At 68.9% G+C, this 18,277-nt stretch carries 18 protein-coding genes; 11 read left to right on the forward strand and 7 right to left on the reverse strand.

The window, feature by feature from the left end; genetic code table 11:
• Positions 1–28: 28 nt before the first annotated feature.
• From lptF to rsmA, 6 genes are all read left to right on the forward strand, one after another.
• Positions 29–1,186, forward strand: a complete 1,158-nt coding sequence (gene lptF, locus GGQ63_RS02655) for an LPS export ABC transporter permease LptF (protein ID WP_183852192.1) — start codon at positions 29–31, stop codon at positions 1,184–1,186.
• A gap of 3 nt (positions 1,187–1,189) precedes the next feature.
• The gene (lptG, locus tag GGQ63_RS02660) at positions 1,190–2,293 is read left to right on the forward strand and encodes an LPS export ABC transporter permease LptG (RefSeq protein ID WP_183852194.1); all 1,104 of its coding nucleotides are present in this window, start codon (positions 1,190–1,192) and stop codon (positions 2,291–2,293) included.
• A 65-nt stretch (positions 2,294–2,358) separates the two neighbouring features.
• On the forward strand, positions 2,359–4,689 hold the full coding sequence (locus tag GGQ63_RS02665; RefSeq protein WP_183852196.1) for an LPS-assembly protein LptD: 2,331 nt from the start codon (positions 2,359–2,361) through the stop codon (positions 4,687–4,689).
• A gap of 102 nt (positions 4,690–4,791) precedes the next feature.
• Positions 4,792–5,721, forward strand: a complete 930-nt coding sequence (locus GGQ63_RS02670) for a SurA N-terminal domain-containing protein (protein WP_183852198.1) — start codon at positions 4,792–4,794, stop codon at positions 5,719–5,721.
• 8 nt (positions 5,722–5,729) lie between these two features.
• Complete coding sequence (pdxA, locus tag GGQ63_RS02675; RefSeq protein WP_183852200.1) at positions 5,730–6,773, forward strand: 4-hydroxythreonine-4-phosphate dehydrogenase PdxA; 1,044 nt, start codon at positions 5,730–5,732, stop codon at positions 6,771–6,773.
• Positions 6,770–7,633, forward strand: a complete 864-nt coding sequence (gene rsmA / locus GGQ63_RS02680; protein ID WP_183852202.1) for a 16S rRNA (adenine(1518)-N(6)/adenine(1519)-N(6))-dimethyltransferase RsmA — start codon at positions 6,770–6,772, stop codon at positions 7,631–7,633. Before pdxA ends, rsmA begins: the two co-directional genes overlap by 4 nt.
• A gap of 31 nt (positions 7,634–7,664) precedes the next feature.
• Here the strand turns inward: rsmA and gmk are convergent, their stop codons facing one another.
• The 7 genes from gmk to fabD form a co-directional block, all read right to left on the reverse strand.
• Positions 7,665–8,318 carry a guanylate kinase gene (gene gmk, locus GGQ63_RS02685; protein ID WP_425502041.1) on the reverse strand — a complete coding sequence of 218 codons (654 nt, stop codon included), beginning with the start codon at positions 8,316–8,318 and terminating at the stop codon, positions 7,665–7,667.
• Positions 8,315–9,202, reverse strand: a complete 888-nt coding sequence (locus GGQ63_RS02690) for a YicC/YloC family endoribonuclease (protein WP_183852204.1) — start codon at positions 9,200–9,202, stop codon at positions 8,315–8,317. Before GGQ63_RS02690 ends, gmk begins: the two co-directional genes overlap by 4 nt.
• 105 nt (positions 9,203–9,307) lie before the next feature.
• Entirely contained in the window at positions 9,308–10,489 is a 1,182-nt protein-coding gene (gene mltG, locus GGQ63_RS02695) for an endolytic transglycosylase MltG (RefSeq protein WP_183852206.1), read from the reverse strand.
• 130 nt (positions 10,490–10,619) lie between these two features.
• The gene (gene fabF / locus GGQ63_RS02700) at positions 10,620–11,882 is read right to left on the reverse strand and encodes a beta-ketoacyl-ACP synthase II (protein ID WP_183852208.1); all 1,263 of its coding nucleotides are present in this window, start codon (positions 11,880–11,882) and stop codon (positions 10,620–10,622) included.
• Between the two features lie 89 nt (positions 11,883–11,971).
• Positions 11,972–12,208 (reverse strand): acyl carrier protein, encoded by a 237-nt coding sequence (locus GGQ63_RS02705; RefSeq protein ID WP_183852210.1) that lies wholly within the window; start codon positions 12,206–12,208, stop codon positions 11,972–11,974.
• A gap of 257 nt (positions 12,209–12,465) precedes the next feature.
• A complete protein-coding gene (gene fabG / locus GGQ63_RS02710; protein WP_183852212.1) occupies positions 12,466–13,203 on the reverse strand; it encodes a 3-oxoacyl-[acyl-carrier-protein] reductase in 738 nt (245 codons plus the stop codon).
• A gap of 16 nt (positions 13,204–13,219) precedes the next feature.
• On the reverse strand, positions 13,220–14,161 hold the full coding sequence (gene fabD, locus GGQ63_RS02715) for an ACP S-malonyltransferase (protein WP_183852214.1): 942 nt from the start codon (positions 14,159–14,161) through the stop codon (positions 13,220–13,222).
• Positions 14,162–14,343: 182 nt separating this feature from the next.
• Between fabD and GGQ63_RS02720 the strand changes: the two genes are divergently transcribed.
• From GGQ63_RS02720 to rplI, 5 genes are all read left to right on the forward strand, one after another.
• Positions 14,344–14,958, forward strand: coding sequence for a DJ-1/PfpI family protein (locus GGQ63_RS02720; protein WP_183852217.1), 615 nt, complete (start codon positions 14,344–14,346; stop codon positions 14,956–14,958).
• Between the two features lie 793 nt (positions 14,959–15,751).
• Positions 15,752–16,219 (forward strand): 30S ribosomal protein S6, encoded by a 468-nt coding sequence (rpsF, locus tag GGQ63_RS02725; RefSeq protein ID WP_183852219.1) that lies wholly within the window; start codon positions 15,752–15,754, stop codon positions 16,217–16,219.
• Between the two features lie 2 nt (positions 16,220–16,221).
• Positions 16,222–16,473: a 30S ribosomal protein S18 gene (gene rpsR / locus GGQ63_RS02730; protein WP_183852220.1), complete on the forward strand. Its 252-nt coding sequence runs from the start codon at positions 16,222–16,224 to the stop codon at positions 16,471–16,473.
• Positions 16,474–16,600: 127 nt separating this feature from the next.
• A complete protein-coding gene (locus GGQ63_RS02735) occupies positions 16,601–17,542 on the forward strand; it encodes a DUF2232 domain-containing protein (RefSeq protein ID WP_183852223.1) in 942 nt (313 codons plus the stop codon).
• 18 nt (positions 17,543–17,560) lie between these two features.
• The gene (rplI, locus tag GGQ63_RS02740) at positions 17,561–18,118 is read left to right on the forward strand and encodes a 50S ribosomal protein L9 (protein ID WP_183852225.1); all 558 of its coding nucleotides are present in this window, start codon (positions 17,561–17,563) and stop codon (positions 18,116–18,118) included.
• Positions 18,119–18,277: the final 159 nt, after the last annotated feature.

Here is an 18,277-nt window from a genome sequence, read left to right on the forward strand (position 1 = left end):
CGGACAGGAAAGGCCGGCCGATTCCGCGATGAAGCTCATCGAGCGCCACATCTTCCGCCGGATGCTCGGCGCCTGCGTGCTCAGCCTCGTCGCGCTGTCGGGCACCGTTTGGCTCAGCCAGGCCTTGCGCGAGCTCGATCTCGTGACGGCGAAGAGCCAGAGCTTCGTCATCTTCTTCCAGATCACCGCGCTCATTCTGCCGGGCCTGATCCTCGTTGTCCTGCCCGTGGCGGTGATCATCGCGGTCCTGTTCACGCTCAATCAGCTGAACGCCGATTCCGAACTCGTCGTGATCAATGCGAGCGGCGCCTCGCAGATGACGGTGCTGCGCCCGGCGCTGCGGCTCGGCATCCTCGCGACCGCCGTCTCGGCCGTGATGTCGCTGTGGCTGGTGCCGGATTCGCTTCGGTCCTGGCGCGAGATGATGACGCAGGTTACGGCCGACGTGATCTCGACGGTGATCCGCGAGGGCCAGTTCATGCCGCTCGGCAAGGATCTCGTCTTCCATGTCCGCGAGAAGCGGCCGGACGGCACGATGCGCGGCATCTTCGTGCTCGACGAGCGCGATCCGGCACAGCAATCGGTCTACATCGCCGAGCAGGGCGCGCTGTTGCGCAATCCGATCGGCACCTTCCTCATCATGCACAACGGGACGATCCAGCAGCAGTCGCGGGCGAGCGACGCCGTCTCGATGATCGCCTTCGAATCCTACGCCTTCGATCTGTCGAGCTTCGCGACGCGCGACGGCCCGGCGCGCTACCAGGCGGCCGACCGCTCGACGCTCTGGCTCCTCTCGCCCGATCCCAAGGACCCGGGCTATCGCAAGGATCCGGGCCGCTACACGGCCGAGCTGCACGAACGGCTGTCCTCGCCCTTCTATGCGTTCCTCTTCGCGCTGATCCCGGTCGCGGCGCTCGGCCAGGCGCGCACGACCCGCCAGGGACGCGGCATGACGATCCTCGGCGCGGTGCTCATCGCCTCCGGCGCGCGCGTCGGTGGCTTCCTCGCCTCGGGCGTCGTCAGCGGCGACCTCGCCCTCGTGCCGCTCCTCTACGCGATCCCGATCGGGCTCTCGGCGCTTGCCCTCGCACTCGTGCTGACCGGGGTGCGGATCGACGGGCCGGAAGCGCTCGGCGCCTTCCTGCGGGATCGCGCCGACCGGCTGTTCGGCCGCGGGTCGGGGTGAGCGATGCTCGGCGGCTCCTCCACCCTTTCGCGCTATTTCGCGCTCCGCTTCCTGCGGACCACCCTCCTGATTTTCCTCGTCTGCTTCGTGCTGATCGCGGTCGTCGACTATGTCGAGCTGGCGCAGCGCTGGGCCGGCGACGACACTTTCAGCGCCGGTCGCACCTTCCTCGTCTCGATCTTCCGCGTGCCGCAGGTGATCGAGCGTGCGCTGCCCTTCACCGTGCTCTTCGCCGCGATCTCGACCTTCGTGATGGCGAACCGCAAGCTCGAACTCGTCGTCACACGCGCCGCCGGCCTTTCGGCCTGGCAGTTCCTGCTCCCGGCGACGATCGTCGCGCTCGGCATCGGCGTGTTCGCGACCACCGTCTTCAATCCGTTCTCGGCCATGCTCAAGGAGCGCTCGCTCGAGATCGCCGCGAGCCTCAGAGCGAGCGGCGGCGGCCTCACGCAGCGCGACCAGTCGAACGGCGCGCTGTGGCTGCGCCAGAGCGGCAAGGACGGCGCCTCGATCATCGGCGCGAAGGATTCGACCGATCAGGGCCTCACGCTGATCGACGTGACGGCCTTCGTGTTCGAGAACGACGGCGCCTTCCGCAGGCGGATCGACGCGGGAAAGGCGCTCTACGCCGACGGCAGCTGGCGATTCGTCGACGCCACCGTGACCGAGCCGGGCAAGCGACCGGAGCCTGTTGCCGAAACGCGACTCGCGACGAATCTCGGCCCCCGCGAGGTGCGGGAAGCCTTCGCCAATCCCGAGACGATCTCGTTCTGGTCTCTGCCGAGCCTGATCGCCATCGCCCGTACGACGGGCCTGCCTTCCCATCAATTCGAGCTGCAATATCAGACACTTCTGGCACAGCCCCTGTTCCTCCTGGCGATGGTCCTGGTGGCCGCGACGGTGTCCCTTCGGTTCTCCCGTTCGCGCGAGATCGGTCAGGTAATTGTCACTGGCGTGGCCATCGGCTTCGTGCTTTATGTCATCGGGGAAATTGCTCGTGATCTCGGGGGGAGCGGCGTCGTGCCTGCAACTGTCGCAGCGTGGACGCCCGCAATCATCGCAGCGCTGATGAGTGTAACCGTGTTGCTGCATCGTGAGGACGGATGATCGCAGTTGCCGCTGTTGAGCCGTCCTCATCGCCGCGTGGCGTGCTCCGCACGATACGGGCGGCGTTGCTCGGTTCCGCCCTCGTCGTGGCCGGGCTCGCCGGGGCGGCCGTTCCGGCCTTCGCTCAGACCGGCAGCGGGCAGCTCGGATTCGGATTCGACCGTGTCGGCCGGCCGGCCGGCAACGCGCAGATGCTGCTCGACGCCGACCAGCTGATCTACGATTACGACGCCCAGAAGGTCTCCGCCGCCGGCAGCGTGAAGATCTATTACGACGGCTACACGCTGGAGGCCGACAAGGTCACCTACGACCAGAAGAGTGGTCGGATGACAGCCGATGGCCGGGTCAAGATCGTCGACCGCGAGGGCTCGATCGTCACGGCCGATTCGATCGACGTCACCGATTCGCTGAGCGACGGCTTCGTCGAGGCGCTCCGGCTCGACACGCCGACGCAGACCCATTTCGCCGCCGAACGCGCACGGCGCGACGAAGGCAAGCGAACGACCTTCTATCGCGGCGTCTATACGGCCTGCGAACCCTGCCGCGACCGCCCGAACAAGGCGCCGCTCTGGCAGGTCAAGGCGGCGCGCATCGTCGTCGACCATGTCGAGCATCTCGTCCACTTCCGCAGCGCGCAGCTCGAATTCCTCGGCGTGCCGGTCGCCTGGGTGCCGGTCTTCTCGGCGCCCGATCCGACGACCAAGCGCAAGAGCGGCTTCCTGCCGCCGAGCGTCGGCTACACGTCGAATGTCGGCGCCTATGCCCGGGTCCCCTATTTCTGGGCGCTGGCGCCGAATTACGACCTGACGCTGTCGCCGACCGCCTATACGCAGCAGGGCTTCCTCGCCCTCGCGGAATGGCGCCATCGCCTCGACAACGGCCAGTACACGCTGTCGATGGCCGGCATCTCGCAGTCCGATCCGGACGCCTTCTACGACGCCGACAGCCGCAATTCCGGCGTCAAGGATTTCCGCGGCGGCATCCGCACCACCGGCGAGTTCTACCTGAACGACAAATGGACGTTCGGCTGGGACACGACGGTCACCTCCGACCGGACCTTCACGCGCGACTATGACGTGCTGAACAGTGAGAAGACGGTCGCGGTCTCCTCGATCAATCTGACCGGCGAGAGCGAACGGAACTGGTTCGACGCGCGGGGCTATTATTTCCAGGTCCTGTCGAACGACAAGGACCCGCGCTACGACCAGGAACGGCAGGCCGTCGTTCATCCGGTCATCGATCACGATTATACCGTCGATCACTCGGTCTTCGGCGGCGAGGTTTCGGTCAAGTCCAACTTCGTCAGCCTGTCGCGCGACGAGACCGACTTCGTCGATCGGGCGGGCGGCGCGACGGGCGTCTATGATCCCGGCATCGACCGCGTGCTCGGCGCCTCGGGTCTCTACAACCGGCTCTCCTCGCAGGTGACGTGGGAGCGGACCGTGATCGGCCCGATGGGCGTCGTGCTGAAGCCGTTCGGCTATCTGCGCGGCGACGCCTATTATGTCGACCCCGACAACAATATCGCCGGCCTGTCGGATTCGGAGGGCACCTTCCGCGGCATGCCGGCGGTCGGTCTCGAGGCGCGCTGGCCGATCATGACCTCGGTCGGCGCGACCGCCCACATTTTCGAGCCGATCGCCCAGGCGATCGTCCGGCCGAACGAGCAGGACGCCGGCTATCTGCCGAACGAGGATGCACAGAGCCTCGTTTTCGACGATTCGAGCCTCTTCGACTGGGACAAGTTCTCGGGCTACGACCGGATCGAGGGCGGCACGCGCGTCAATGTCGGCCTGCACTATCTCGGCACGTTCGGCACACTCGCCTCGGTCGATGCGCTGGTCGGCCAGTCCTTCCAGGTCGCCGGCCAGAATCCCTATGCGGTCGACGATCTGACGGGGACCGGTCTCGTTTCCGGCCTCGAGACGGACCGGTCGGACTACGTGGGTCGCGTGACCCTCGATACCGGCTACGGCTATTTCCTGACCGCCCGCACCCGGCTCGACGAGAGCGATTTCACCCTCAACCGGGCGGAGCTGACGGCGACCGGCCGGATGGGGGCGGTGACGGCGTCGACCTCCTATCTGTTCCTCCGCGACGATCCGGAGACGAGCGATTCCGAGGCGACCGAAGCCGTCAGCGTGCGCGGCTCATGGCAGTTCGCGGAGTATTGGCGCGCCTTCGGGTCGGTCGGCTACGACATCCACGAGAAGACGCTGGCGAGCAGCTCCGTGGGCCTCGCCTATGACGACGAATGCACCACCTTCTCGATCGCCTACAGCCAGGTCGACAAGGACTACTCCAGCATCGAGACGACGAAGAAGCTGATGATGAAGCTCGAGCTGCGGACGCTGGGTGGCGCCGGCGTTCAGACGGACCTCTCCAACCTGAACTGACGGTTTCACGCTTTCGCCGGATTTCTGGGGCATCTCGCCGCGTTCCGGATGCCGATGCGCCGTACCGGACGGCGGCGCGCCGTCGGGAGGACCCGAAGAGATATGTTGAAGACAACGCGAGCTGCGGCGGTTTCGGTGGCGATGGCGCTGCTGGCCGGGACGATCGTCGCCCCCCACCCGGTCGCGGCGCAGAGCGCGATCCGTATGCTGGTCAACGATCAGCCGATCACCAGCTATGCCGTGTCGCAGCGCTCGAAGCTGAACCGCCTGACCGGCGGCAAGGGCGGCGAGAAGGTCGCCCTCGACGAACTGGTCAACGAGGCGATCCAGCAGACCGAGGCGAAGCGCCGGGGCATCAGCATTCCCGATGCGCAGTTGGACGCCGCGGTCGCCCAGATCGCCAAGCAGGTGAAGCTCTCGCCCAAGCAGCTCGAGGCGGCGCTCGGCCAGCAGGGCATCCAGATCCAGTCGCTGCGCGAGCGCATCCGCGCCCAGATCACCTGGAGCCGGCTCGTTCAGGCGAAGGTCCGTTCCTCCCGTTCGGTCGGCGAGCGCGATATCACGGCGCAGATCCTGGCGCGCGGCGATCAGGCCGCGTCCCGCACGATCCGCGAATTCATGCTGCAGCAGATCATTTTCGTCGTGCCCCGCGGCTCGGCGCAGGGCGCCTATGCCAAGCGGCGGCAGGAGGCCGAGTCCTTCCGCAACCGGTTCCCCGGCTGTGACGGCGCGCTTCCCTACGCGCAGACCTTCAAGGGCGTCGTCGTCAAGCCGATGGGCCGCCGCGACACGACGCAGCTCACCGGGCCGCTCGGCGACGAGTTGATGAAGACCTCGGTCGGAACGACGACGAAGCCGCAGGTGACCGAGAACGGCGTCGAGATGCTCGCCGTCTGCGCGACGGAGGACGTCGCCAGCGACGCCGGTGCCCGCGCCGAGATCCAGAGCGAGCTGAGCTCGGAGGAGGCGAAGAAGCTCGCCGACGACTACATGGCCGAGCTGAAGGCGAAAGCGAAGATCGAGCAGCGCTAGGAGCCCCGATGCCGGCAGAGGCGACGCCCGCCCTTCCCCTTGCCCTCACAGTTGGGGAGCCGGCCGGGATCGGTCCGGATGTGACGCTCGCCGTCTGGCAGGCGCGCGAGGCACTCGGCCTGCCGCCCTTCTACGTGCTCGCCGACCCCGCCGGCATGGCCCGCAGGGCGCAACGAATCGGCATCGACGTGCCGATCGTGCGCGTCTCGCCGGGCGACGCCGTCGACGTCTTCGCGCGCGCCCTACCCGTGGTGCCGCTCGAAAATCCGGCCGATGCCGAACCCGGCATCCCCGACCGCGCCTCGGCCCGGGGTGTCATCGAGGCGATCGCGCGGGCTGTGGGCGATGTCCGCGCCGGCTTCGCGGAAGCGGTGGTCACCAATCCGATCAACAAGAAGGCGCTCTACGACGCGGGCTTCCAGCATCCCGGCCACACCGAGTTCCTCGGCGTGCTGTCGGCTGCCTGGCAGGGTTCGCCGGCCCATCCGGTGATGATGCTCGCCGGACCGGCGCTGCGGGCGGTCCCCGTCACCATCCACGTGCCGCTCGGCAGCGTGCCCGGCCTCCTCACCACCGACCGGATCGTCCAGACCGCGCGCATCGTCGATCGCGACATGCGCCGCCGCTTCGGCATCGCGCTGCCGCGGATCGCCGTCGCCGGGCTGAACCCGCATGCCGGCGAAGGGGGCGCGATGGGCCGCGAGGACGAGGCCGTGATCCGGCCGGCGGTCGAGATCCTGCGCGCCGAGGGCGTCGAGGCCTTCGGGCCGCTGCCGCCCGACACGATGTTCCACGCCGCGGCGCGTCAGCGCTATGACGTGGCGCTCTGCATGTATCACGACCAGGCGCTGATCCCGGCGAAGACGCTCGCCTTCGACGAGACGGTCAACGTCACGCTCGGCCTGCCTTTCGTTCGTACCTCGCCCGATCACGGCACCGCCTTCGACATCGCCGGCACCGGCAAGGCCGATCCGACCAGCCTCGCGGCAGCGCTGCGGCTCGCCGACGCGCTCGCCCGGCAGGAGCGCGCCAGCCGGGCGCGGGTGGCGTGAGCGAGCCCTCCCCGCCGGGCGGCCTCGTCGCCTTCGACGGCCTGCCGCCGCTGCGCGACGTCATCGCCCGGCACGGGCTGCAGGCGCTGAAGGCGCTCGGCCAGAATTTCCTGCTCGACCTCAACCTGACCGGCCGGATCGCCCGCGCCGCCGGCCCGCTCGCCGGCGTCACGGTGATCGAGGTCGGCCCCGGCCCGGGCGGCCTCACCCGCGCCCTGCTCTCGGAGGGCGCGAAGACGGTGATCGCCATCGAGCGCGACCGTCGCTGCCTCGACGCGCTCGCCGAGATCGCCGCGCATTATCCCGGCCGTCTGGAGATCGTCGAGGGCGATGCGCTCGAGACCGACATGGCGGCGCTCGCCGACGGGCCGACACGCATCGTCGCCAACCTCCCCTACAACATCGCGACGCCGCTGCTGATCGGCTGGCTGAAGGCTGAGCCCTGGCCGCCCTGGTACGAGAAGATGGTGCTGATGTTCCAGCGCGAGGTGGCGGAGCGGATCGTCGCCTCGCCCGCCGACGGTGCCTATGGCCGGCTCGGCGTCATCGCCGGCTGGCGTACGGAGGCGCGCATCCTGTTCGACATCGCCCCGCGCGCCTTCACGCCGCCACCCAAGGTGGTCTCGTCGGTGGTCGAACTGGTGCCCCGTGCCGTCCCGCTCGCCTGCGACGTCGCGCAGCTCGAGCGGGTCACCACCGCCGCCTTCGGCCAGCGCCGCAAGATGCTGCGCCAGAGCCTCAGATCGCTCGGCGTCGAGCCCGCGCTGCTGCTCGACGCCGCGGGGATCGAGGGCACGCGGCGGGCGGAAGAGATCGACGTCGCCGGCTTCGTCCGCATGGCCGGCGCCCTGCCCCGTTAGACCGGCAAGCAAGCCGGCAGGGCGCGCGCGGCTAGTCCTGCGTGAGCAGGTCGGCGACGAAGGCCTCCAGCCAGGTGTGGCGGGCGCGCTTCATGCGCTCGGCATAGAGGATCGCCTTCGCCTTCTCGAGCGAGGTCTGCAGGTCGCGGTTGATGACGACATAGTCGTAGTCGCGCCAATGGGCGATCTCGGCGCGCGCGTTGAGGAGCCGCTGCCGGATCACGTCCGGCGTGTCCTCGGCGCGCCGTTCGAGCCGGGCGGCGAGCTCGCGCATCGTCGGCGGCAGCACGAAGATGCGCACGAGATCCTCGGGCATGGCGTGCGCGACCTGATCGGCGCCCTGCCAGTCGATGTCGAAGAGCACGTCCTTGCCGGCCTCGAGCAGTGCCTCGACGGGCCCGCGCGGCGTGCCGTAGAGATTGCCGTGCACCTCGGCCCATTCGAGCAGCGCGCCTTCGTCCCGCATCTTCGCGAAGGCGTCCTTGCCGATGAAGTGATAATGCACGCCGTCGATCTCGCTCGGCCGCCGGCCGCGCGTCGTCACCGAGATCGACAGCCGGATGTCGGGGTCCTGGTCGATCAGATGCCGGGCGATGGTCGACTTGCCGGCTCCGGAGGGCGAGGACAGCACGAGCATCAGCCCCCGCCGTGTGCTGGTCTTGTCGATATCGGCCATGGGGGTCACTCGAGGTTCTGGATCTGCTCGCGAAACTGATCGACCACGGCCTTCAAGTCGAGGCCGATCGCGGTCAGGGAGCGATCATTCGCCTTCGAGCACAGCGTGTTGACCTCGCGGTTGAATTCCTGGGCGAGGAAATCGAGCCGCCGGCCGACGGGTCCGCCGGCCCCGATGAGATCGCGCGCCGCGGCGACATGGGCCGTCAGCCGGTCGATCTCCTCGCGGATGTCGGCCTTGGTGGCGAGAAGCACCGCCTCCTGGTGCAGCCGGTCGACGTCGAAGCTCGCCGAGGCCTCGACGAGCAGGCGGACCTGGTCTTCGAGCCGCCGGCGGATCGCCTCGGCTGTGCGTGCCGGATTGCGCTCGGCGGCCGCGGCGAGCGCCTCGATCTCGGCGAGATGACCGGCGAGCACGGCGGCGAGCGCGTCGCCCTCGCGCCGGCGGGCGGCGACGAGCGCGGCGAGCGCGGCGTCGAGATCCTCGACCATGCGCGCGGCGAGCGCCGCCTTCAGCTCGCCGTCATCCTCGGCCTCGACCGTCTCGACGACACCGCGCAGCGCGAGCAGCCCGTCGAGGGTCGGCGGCGCCGCGTCGATCTCCCGGCCGATCCGCCGCATCAGCGCCAGAACCTCGCCGAGCAGCGCCTCGTTGATCCGCAGCGTCGCGGTCGGCGCGTCGCGCTGGACGGCGAGCCCGACCTGCAGATTGCCGCGGGTGAGCGTCGTGCCGACCCGCTCGCGCACCGTCGTTTCCATCGCTTCGAAGCCGGGTGGCAGCCTGAGCCGCAGGTCGAGTCCCTTGCCGTTGACGCTGCGCAGCTCCCAGGTCCACCGCGTGCCCGCATGGGCGCCGTCGACCCGGGCGAAGCCGGTCATGCTCATCAGCGCCATGATCGCTCCCTGGCCTCCACGGCCCGCGAATCCGGGCGCGCGAGGAAGTTAGGCGGGCGCCGGAAGGCGCTCAAGTCCGGGATCATAGGGCGCGACCTGTGTCGATCAGGGCTCGGCCGGCTCTTCGGCCGCTTCCGCCTGCGCCTGATCGTCATCGCCCTGCTCGCGACGCTTGGCTTCCACCTGGCGCCAGCGCTGGACGTTGCGGTTGTGGTCGGCGAGCGTCTCGGCGAAAACGTGGCCGCCCGTCCCGTCGGCGACGAAATAGAGGTCCTTGGTGCGCGACGGGTTCGCCACCGCCTCGAGCGAGGCGCGGCCGGGATTGGCGATCGGCCCGGGCGGCAGGCCGGTCACCTTGTAGGTGTTGTAGGCGTTGTCGTCATCGAGGTCGGAGCGGCGCACCGGCGTGTCGGACGGCTTTCCGGCACCGCCATAGACGCCATAGATCACCGTCGGGTCGGATTGCAGCCGCATGTTCCGCCGCAGACGGTTGATGAACACGGCAGCGACACGGCTGCGCTCGTCCGCGATGCCGGTTTCCTTCTCGACGATCGAGGCGAGCGTCACGAACTGCTTCTGATCGGTGATCGGCAGGCCGTCCTCGCGGCGGTTCCAGATCTCGGTGACGACGCGGTCGTGGTCCCGGCGCATCCGGTTGATCAGGTTCTGCCGGGTGTCGCCGCGCGAGAAGCGATAGGTGTCGGGCAGCAGCGTCCCCTCGTCGGGCACCTGCTCGATGGCCCCGGTCAGCACCGGATCGGACTGGATACGGGCGATGATCTGCTGTGTGGTCAGGCCCTCGGGAATGGTGATCGAATAGAGGATGGCCTTGCCGCTGACCATCGTCTCCATGATCTCTTCCATGCTCGCGCGGGCCGGGATGAGATATTCGCCGGCCTTCAGCTCGTCCTGCGCGCCGTTCGCCCGCACGCCGGCGATGAAGATCCACTTGGAAGTGATCAGTCCGCTCTTCTGGAGCTGTTCGGCGATGTCGCGCAGCCCCATGCCGCGCTCGACCACGAAGGTGCGCGGCTCGCGGAAATGCGCCGCCTGTTCGAAGCGCAACTTGCCGAAGGCGACCATGCCGGCGGCGCCGAGAAGCGCGACGACCACCACGGTGAGAAGAAAGTTCATGAACACGACGGCCGGGTGCCGCGCCTGCTGCGAGCGCGGCGGCGGCGGCGGCGGCCGTTCGGGACGCAGCGCCTCTCCGGGGCTGCGCGGGCTGATCCGGCTGCTGAAATCGGCGAGCCGCCCCTCGTCGCCGGATCTGTTCATGTCGCTCATGCCAATCCGCTGCTTCGGCCGCCGCGCCCGAAGCGGCAGCCCGGGCCGGTGCGACTGTAGGAAGGAATATGGCGAAAGCGGGAAGCCCGGCGCCGCGGCGCCCGCCCGTCACGCCGGGCGGCGGCCTCCCTCATGCGGCGTGGCGCCGGAAAACCAGGGATGCGTTGGTTCCGCCGAAGCCGAAGGAGTTCGACAGCGCCACATCGATCGGCCGCGCGCGCGCCACCTTCGGCACCAGGTCGAGCGCCGTTTCGACATCGGGATTGTCGAGATTGATCGTCGGCGGGGCGATGTTGTCGCGAATCGCGAGCAGCGAGAAGATCGCCTCGATCGCCCCGGCGGCGCCGAGCAGATGGCCGGTCATCGACTTGGTCGAGGACATCGAAGCCTTGCCGGCGGCATTGCCGAGCACACGCTCGACCGCCGCGAGCTCGATTCCGTCGGCCATGGTCGAGGTGCCGTGCGCATTGATGTAGTCGATCTCGTCGGCGGCGATGCCCGCCCGCTTGATCGCCGCCTTCATGGCGCGATAGGCGCCGTCGCCGTCCTCGGACGGGGCGGTGATGTGATAGGCGTCGCCCGACAGGCCGTAGCCGATCACCTCGCCATAGATCCTGGCGCCGCGGGCGAGCGCATGCTCGCGCTCCTCGAGCACCACGACACCGGCACCCTCGCCCATCACGAAGCCGTCGCGGTCGCGGTCATAGGGCCGCGACGCCATCTCCGGACGATCGTTGAAGGCGGTGGCGAGTGCCTTGCAGGAGGCGAAGCCCGCCATCGAGATCCGGCAGATCGGGCTCTCCGTGCCGCCGGCGAGCATCACATCGGCATCGTCGAGCGCGATCAGCCGGGCCGCGTCGCCGATCGCGTGCGCGCCGGTCGAGCAGGCGGTGACGACGGCGTGATTCGGTCCCTTGAAGCCGTGCCGGATCGACACCTGGCCGGAGGCGAGATTGATCAGCCGGCCGGGAATGAAGAACGGGCTGACGCGGCGGGGACCCTTGTCGCGCAGCGTATAGCCCGCCTCGACGATACCCTCGATGCCGCCGATGCCCGAGCCGATCATCACGCCGGTGCGGGTCAGGCCCTCATAGTCCGTCGGCGCCCAGCCGGAATCGCGCACCGCCTGCTCGGCGGCCGCGACGGCATAGACGATGAAGGCGTCGACCTTGCGCTGCTCCTTGGGCTCCATCCACTCGTCGGCATTGAACTTGCCTTCGGATGCGGAGCCCTTCGGCAGCTGGCAGGCGATCTGGCAGGCGAGATCGTCGATCTCGAACCCTTCGATCCGCGCCGCGCCGCTCTTGCCCGCGAGCACGTTCGACCAGGTCGTTTCGACGCCGCAGCCGAGCGGCGTGACCATGCCCAGTCCGGTGACGACGACCCGCCTCATGACATTTCCCTGTTCCGGATCCCGCGGACGGGACCCGGTTTCTGACCGATGGGTGGAAAGGGCCGATCGCGGCGACCGGCCGGCCGGCCTCAGCCGGCGTTCTTCTCGAGGAAGCTGATCGCGTCGCCGACCGTCAGGATGGTCTCGGCCGCGTCGTCCGGGATCTCGACGCCGAACTCTTCCTCGAAAGCCATCACCAGCTCGACGGTGTCGAGGCTGTCGGCGCCGAGATCGTCGATGAAGCTCGCCCCTTCGGTGACCTTCTCGGCATCGACGCCGAGATGCTCGACGACGATCTTCTTAACCCGGTCGGCGATGTCGCTCATTCTCTCAAACCTCGGTTTCGTTCTTCGTTAGTCGACGGCTGCGACGCGTCGTCCTGAGTGACTTCCCCGACCGTCGGCGAGGGACTGCTCCACACGGGCCTTTCGCGGTGTCGCGCCGATGATGCTCCGACGCTCGTCGCGGCGGAGCCACGGCATCGATGGCGGTCGGTCCTAACATAGTTTCCAGACCTTGAGAAGGCGCGGAAAACCGCCCTTCCGGGCCGGCTCCGGCGGCCTCTCCGCCACCGATTCGTCGCTCAGATCATCGCCATTCCGCCATTCACGTGCAGCGTCTGGCCGGTGACGTAGCTCGCCTCGTCGGAGGCGAGGAAGACGACCGCGGCCGCGATTTCCTCGCCCGTGCCGAGCCGTTTCGCCGGCACGCGCTCGAGGATCGAGGCGCGAATCTTGTCGTTCAGCACGTCGGTCATCGGCGTCTCGATGAAGCCCGGCGCGACGCAGTTGACGGTCACGCCGCGCGCCGCGACCTCCTGCGCCATCGACTTCGACATGCCGATCAGCGCCGCCTTGGAGGCGGTGTAATTGCCCTGGCCGGGATTGCCGGTGACGCCGACGACCGAGGTGATCGAGACGATCCGGCCGGCGCGGCGGCGCATCATGCCGCGCAGTGCGGCGCGCGACAGGCGGAACGCCGCCGTCAGATTGACGTCGAGCACGGTCTGCCAGTCCTCGTCGGAGATGCGCACGAACAGCGCGTCGCGCGTTACGCCGGCATTGTTGACGAGGATGTCGATCTCGCCGAGCGCCTCCTCGGCGCGCGGAACGAGCGTCTCGACATCGGCGGCGTCGGCGAGGTTGCAGGGCAGAACGTGGACGTTCGTTCCGAGTTCGACGGCGAGCGCCTCGAGCGCCTCGCGCCGTGTCCCCGAAATGGCGAGCGTCGCGCCCTGGCGGTGCAGGGCGCGGGCGATCGCGCTGCCGATGCCGCCGCTCGCGCCGGTGACGAGCGCGCGCTTTCCGGTCAGGTCGAACATGTTGGGATCCTCCGGCTCAGGCGAGCGCCTCGAGCAAAGCGTCAATCTCGGCCGGCGCCCCGACGGCGATCGCCTTCGCCTCGGGGGCGATCCGCTTGGCGAGCCCGCTCAGCACCTTGCCCGCGCCGATCTCGACGAGCGTGTCGACCCCGTCCCCGGCGAGCCAGGCGACCGATTCGCGCCAGCGCACCATGCCGGTGACCTGCTCGACCAGCCGGTTGCGGATCTCGGCCGGATTGTCGATCGGCCCGGCGAGCACGTTCGCCACCAGCGGAACGGCCGGCGGGTGAATATGGGTTTCGGCGAGCGCCTGCGCCATGATCTCGGCGGCCGGCTGCATCAGGCGGCAATGGAAGGGCGCGCTCACCGGCAGCAGGATGGCGCGCTTGGCGCCCTTCTCCCTGGCGATCTCGAGCGCCCGCTCGACCGCGGCGCGATCGCCCGAGACGACGACCTGACCGGGCGCGTTGTCGTTGGCGACATCGCACACATCGTGTTCGGCCGCGGCTTCCGCGACGGCCTTCGCCTCCGCGAGGTCGAGCCCCAGCAGGGCCGCCATCGCCCCGGCACCGACCGGCACGGCGGCCTGCATCGCCTCGCCGCGGATCCGCAGCAGCCGCGCCGCATCCTCGATCGACAGGCTGCCGGCGGCGGCGAGCGCGGAGTATTCGCCGAGCGAATGGCCGGCGACATAGGCCGCCTTGTCGCGCAGCGACAGGCCGCGCGCCTCGAGCACGCGCATCGCCGCCATCGAGACCGCCATCAGCGCCGGCTGGGCGTTGCGGGTCAGCGTCAGCGTCTCGAGCGGCCCGTCCCACATCACGGCGGAGAGTTTCTCGCCGAGCGCCGCGTCGACCGCGTCGAACACGGCGCGCGCCTCGGGATAGGCCTCGGCGAGCGCCTTGCCCATGCCGACCGCCTGGCTGCCCTGTCCGGGAAAAGTGAATGCCGTCTTCATCGTTCTCGCGCCAGCGGTGCCGCCGAAATCGTTGCGCGCGCTCATGAGGGCTCGGGCCGCCCGTGTCAAGCGGCGCCGCGGTTTCGGGCTCGCCTTTCGTCGCGGAGCGGGGCACACTCGCGACGCGAGGCGTCCCACAACCGACAGAAGGCGCCGCAGGACACGTTCGAGGAGGAACAACCATGCCCGGCAAGAAGATTCTCATGCTCGTGGGCGATTTCAGCGAGGAATACGAGATTTTCGTCTTCGAACAGGCGATGCATGCGGTCGGACACACCGTCCACGTCGTCTGCCCCGGCAAGAAGGCCGGAGATCTCGTGAAGACCTCGCTGCACGATTTCGAGGGCGACCAGACCTATACCGAGAAGCTCGGCCACAATTATTACGTCAACAAGACGTTCTCGGAGGCGAACCCGGCCGACTATGACGCGATCTATGTCGCCGGCGGGCGCGGCCCGGAATATATCCGGATCGACAAGGGTGTGCAGGCGCTGGTGCGGCACTTCCACGAGACCGGCAAGCCGATCTTCACGATCTGCCACGGCGTCCAGGTGCTGATCGCGGTCGACGGCGTCGTCACCGGCCGGGAGGTCGCGGGTCTGCAATATTGCGAGCCGGAAGTGCGGCTCGCCGGCGGCATCTATATCGACGTGCCGGCGGACGGCGCCCATGTCGACGGCAATCTCGTCTCGGCGAAGGGCTGGCCCGGCCTCTCCGCCTTCATCCGCGAGTGCCTGACCGTGCTCGGCACCGAAATCCGCCACGGCGAAACCGTCCGCCGCCTCCAGGCCGCCTGACTTCTTCGCACACCCGGCGCCGCGCCCCTCTCCCGCCGCGCGGGAGAGGGCTTCGCCTCTTGGCGAGCGCAGCGAGCCTGGATGCGAAGGGTGAGGGCGCCTTCGTTCTCTCTTCGCCGATCGGGGAGAACACCCTCACCCGCCCTCTCCCGCGAGCGGGAGAGGGGCTCGTCGCGCCCGGGTCGTCCGAGCTCCCGACAGGATGCACCGGGATCGGGCACCCCTCGCCCGCTTGCGGGAGAGGGCTTCCGGCCTTGGCGTCGCAGGACGCCGCAGGCGGCCGAGACGCGTAGGCCGGAAGGGTGAGGGTGCGCCTTTTCTTCACCGGCCAAGAGAAGACCCCTCACCCGACCTCTCCCGCGAGCGGGAGAGGGGCTCGTCGCGCCCGGGTCGTCCGAGCTCCCGGCAGGATGCACCGGGATCGGGCACCCCCTCTCCCGCTCCGCGGGAGAGGGCTTCCGGCCTTGGCGTCGCAGGACGCCGCAGGCGGCCGAGACGCGTAGGCCGGAAGGGTGAGCGTGCGCTTTCTTCTTCGCCGGCCAAGAGAAGACCCCTCCCCCCGCGAAACCACGGCCGTCCTTGCCTTTCCCCGACTTTCCGCCTATAGGACGCGCCGTCGCGCAACTGCGACACCCGGCTGGTGGCTGAACGGAAGGCTGCGGAGCGATCCGCTGCGCAGGGGTCGAAACGGACCCGGCTTCCCGTGTCTCCGCTCTCGAAGAACCGTCCGAAACGCCTTTTCTCGAGGCTTCGGAGAGGCTTGGCGCCGGGAGATCACGAGGAAAGGCAAGACATGCCTCTTTATGAACACGTGTTTCTGAGCCGACAGGACGTGTCGGCCCAGCAGGTCGAGGCGCTGACCGACCAGTTCAAGACCATCATCGAGCAGAACGGTGGCTCGGTCGCCAAGGTCGAGCAGTGGGGCCTCAAGTCCGTCGCCTTCCGGATCAAGAAGAACCGCAAGGCGCATTTCACGCTCCTCAACATCGACGCGCCGCATCCGGCGGTGGCCGAGATGGAGCGTCAGATGGGCATCAGCGAAGACGTGCTCCGCTTCCTGACCATCAAGGTCGACACGCACGAGGAAGGCCCCTCGGCGATGCTGCAGAAGCGCGACCGTGACGACCGCGACGGCCCGGGCGGCCGTGGCGATCGTGACCGCGGCGAGCGCCGTGGCGGCGGCGGGTTCCGGGGTGGCGATCGCGGTGGTGACCGCGGCGAGCGGCGTCCCCGCTTCGAAGAATCGGAAGGGAGCGAGTAATCATGGTCGAAGTCGTCTCGAGCTCCGGCGGCCGCCGGCCGTTCTTCCGTCGCCGCAAGACCTGCCCGTTCTCGGGCGCCAACGCGCCGAAGATCGACTACAAGGATGTGCGTCTGCTGCAGCGCTACATTTCCGAGCGCGGCAAGATCGTGCCGTCCCGGATCACCGCCGTGTCGGCGAAGAAGCAGCGCGAGCTCGCCCAGGCGATCAAGCGCGCCCGCTTCCTCGGCCTGCTGCCCTACGTGATCAAGTGACGACCGGCGGGCCGCTCGCCCGCCCTTGACAATGCGGACCGGCCGCCCGCCGGTCCGTTCTTCCTCGAGTTGGGGCCGGCGCGACCGGTCTCTAACCGCAGCGGACGCGCTCCGCCGGGACAGCGACATGACGAGACGAATCCTGATCGGCCTCGGCGCGGGCCTCGCGAGCGCGCTGATGTTCATCGCGCCGGCCTTCGTGGCGCTGCTCGCGTTTCCGCTCTTCGTGCTCGCCGCCCTGCCCGTCGCGATCGCCGGCATCGGCTGGGGCACGTTCGCCGGGGCGCTCGCCGCGCTGTCCGCCGCCGCCATCCTCGGCGCCGCCTTCACGCCGCTCTCCGGCCTGATCTTCCTCATCCTGTTCGGTGCCCCCTCCGCCTGGCTCGCCCATGCGGTCGGCCTGTCGCGCGCGACGGAGGACGGCCGCACCGAATGGTTTCCGCTCTCGGCGATCTTCTTCCGCGCCACCCTCGCCGCCGCCGCGGCGGTGATCGTCGCCGGGCTGCTGCTCGGCTATACGCCGGCCGCGGTCGAGGCGGCGATGACCGAGGCCTATCAGGCGCTGCGCTCCGGCGGGGCCGGAACCGAAGCGCCGGATCTCGCAACGGTCCAGCCGCTCATCGCGCTCAATGTCGCGATGCTGCCGGTGACGAGCGGCGCCTTCACCCTGCTCTCCCTCGTCCTGTCGCTCTGGCTCGGCGGCCGGATCATCCGCCGTTTCGGCCTTCTCGCCCGCCCCTGGCAGCCGCTCTCCGTCGCCTCGCTGCCGCCTCTCGCGGCGGCGCTCTTCGCGCTGTCGGCGGTCGCCGCGGCGATGGGCGGCACGCTCGGCCATGCGGCCGGCCCGGTCGCCGGCGCGCTCGGCGCCGCCTTCGCCCTTTCGGGCTATGGCGCGATGCATCTCGCCCTCACCGGCAGCGCGCTGCGCGTCGGCATGCTGCTCCTCCTCTACGCGCTCAGCCTCGTCTTCCTCCTGCCGATCCTCGTCATGGCGGCGATCGGGGTGGCGGACGCGCTGACGCAGTTCAAGGCCCGGCGCTACGCCGCGCTCTCCTCACACGACGGTTAAGGATCAAGGAGAACCCCGATGGAAGTGATTCTGCTCGAACGCGTGGCCAAGCTCGGCCAGATGGGTGAGGTCGTCCGCGTTCGCGACGGCTTCGCCCGCAATTTCCTGCTGCCGCAGGGCAAGGCGCTGCGCGCCACCGAGGCCAACCGCAAGCGCTTCGAGAACGAGCGCCATCACCTCGAGGCGCGCAATCTCGAGCGCAAGAAGGATGCCGACAAGGTCGCCGCGGCGCTCAAGGGCGCCTCCTTCGTCGTCGTCCGCCAGGCGGGCGAGACCGGCCAGCTCTACGGCTCGGTCTCCTCGCGCGATCTCGCCGAGATCATGGCCGGCGAAGGCTTCTCGGTCGCCCGCAACCAGGTCGTGCTCGAGCAGCCGATCAAGACGATCGGCCTGCATTCGGTGGTGATCTCGCTCCATCCGGAAGTCGAGATCGCGGTGACCGTCAACGTCGCGCGGAGCGCCGACGAGGCGACCCGCCAGGCGCGCGGCGAGGATCTCACCCAGCGCGAGACCTTCGAACTCGAGCCGCTCGCCGAGGAGGACACCCTCGCGCTCGGCGACGACGAAGAGATCTGACGGCCGGAAAGCCAAGGATTCCTTACGGTTTCCGCAGGCGGCGCACCATTCCGGTGGTGCGCCGCTTTTTTATGTGATCTCAGGGCCTTGATGACACACGGATTTCAGGACTAGGATTTTGAATGAGGGTGCTGTCCGCGGCTGGCCGGCGCCCCGCCG

The organism is Prosthecomicrobium pneumaticum (assembly GCF_014199915.1).
Classification (GTDB): domain Bacteria; phylum Pseudomonadota; class Alphaproteobacteria; order Rhizobiales; family Kaistiaceae; genus Prosthecomicrobium; species Prosthecomicrobium pneumaticum.

Excerpts from the sequence above, each read along its gene's own strand:
- lptF (WP_183852192.1), top strand. The coding sequence starts at position 29 with ATGAAGCTCATCGAGCGCCACATCTTCCGCCGGATGCTCGGCGCCTGC.
- lptG (WP_183852194.1), top strand. The coding sequence starts at position 1,190 with ATGCTCGGCGGCTCCTCCACCCTTTCGCGCTATTTCGCGCTCCGCTTC.
- GGQ63_RS02670 (WP_183852198.1), top strand. The coding sequence starts at position 4,792 with ATGTTGAAGACAACGCGAGCTGCGGCGGTTTCGGTGGCGATGGCGCTG.
- pdxA (WP_183852200.1), top strand. The coding sequence starts at position 5,730 with ATGCCGGCAGAGGCGACGCCCGCCCTTCCCCTTGCCCTCACAGTTGGG.
- GGQ63_RS02690 (WP_183852204.1), bottom strand. The coding sequence starts at position 9,202 with ATGGCGCTGATGAGCATGACCGGCTTCGCCCGGGTCGACGGCGCCCAT.
- mltG (WP_183852206.1), bottom strand. The coding sequence starts at position 10,489 with ATGAGCGACATGAACAGATCCGGCGACGAGGGGCGGCTCGCCGATTTC.
- fabF (WP_183852208.1), bottom strand. The coding sequence starts at position 11,882 with ATGAGGCGGGTCGTCGTCACCGGACTGGGCATGGTCACGCCGCTCGGC.
- GGQ63_RS02705 (WP_183852210.1), bottom strand. The coding sequence starts at position 12,208 with ATGAGCGACATCGCCGACCGGGTTAAGAAGATCGTCGTCGAGCATCTC.
- fabG (WP_183852212.1), bottom strand. The coding sequence starts at position 13,203 with ATGTTCGACCTGACCGGAAAGCGCGCGCTCGTCACCGGCGCGAGCGGC.
- fabD (WP_183852214.1), bottom strand. The coding sequence starts at position 14,161 with ATGAAGACGGCATTCACTTTTCCCGGACAGGGCAGCCAGGCGGTCGGC.
- GGQ63_RS02720 (WP_183852217.1), top strand. The coding sequence starts at position 14,344 with ATGCCCGGCAAGAAGATTCTCATGCTCGTGGGCGATTTCAGCGAGGAA.
- rpsF (WP_183852219.1), top strand. The coding sequence starts at position 15,752 with ATGCCTCTTTATGAACACGTGTTTCTGAGCCGACAGGACGTGTCGGCC.
- rpsR (WP_183852220.1), top strand. The coding sequence starts at position 16,222 with ATGGTCGAAGTCGTCTCGAGCTCCGGCGGCCGCCGGCCGTTCTTCCGT.
- GGQ63_RS02735 (WP_183852223.1), top strand. The coding sequence starts at position 16,601 with ATGACGAGACGAATCCTGATCGGCCTCGGCGCGGGCCTCGCGAGCGCG.
- rplI (WP_183852225.1), top strand. The coding sequence starts at position 17,561 with ATGGAAGTGATTCTGCTCGAACGCGTGGCCAAGCTCGGCCAGATGGGT.